The organism is Pyramidobacter sp. C12-8, from assembly GCF_002007215.1.
In the GTDB taxonomy this organism is placed as follows: domain Bacteria; phylum Synergistota; class Synergistia; order Synergistales; family Dethiosulfovibrionaceae; genus Pyramidobacter.
In genome coordinates, this window is record NZ_MUHX01000084.1 from 1 (window position 1) to 373 (window position 373).

A 373-nucleotide genomic window follows, 5' to 3' on the forward strand; every position below is an offset into this window, starting at 1 on the left:
CCGACGGCACCGTCTCCGCCCCCACCTACAAGTTCAAGTACGTGGACGGCGGCAGCTACAACACCGTCGGCGACGCCTTGAGCGCCGTAGACAAACAGTTCGGCAAAGTCTACAACAACTTCGGCAACGTCTACAACCAGATGGGCGAACTGCGGCGCGACCTCAAGAACGTCGGCGCGCTCGGCTCCGCCCTGAGTGCCTTGAAACCGATGCAGTACGACCCGCTCGAACCCAGCCAGCTCATGGCCGGCTTCGGAACGTACAAAGGCGAATACGCCCTGGCCCTCGGCTGGGCGCACTACGTGAAAGAAGACTTCATGGTCCACGCCGGAGTGTCCGTCACCCACCACGGCGAGTCGATGGCCAACGCCGG

1 protein-coding gene is annotated in these 373 nt (G+C 63.0%); it reads left to right on the forward strand.

Annotation, left to right across the window (positions count from 1 at the left end; translation table 11 throughout):
• On the forward strand, positions 1-373 hold a 373-nt coding region (locus tag B0D78_RS12640; protein ID WP_143521877.1), incomplete at both ends, for a YadA C-terminal domain-containing protein.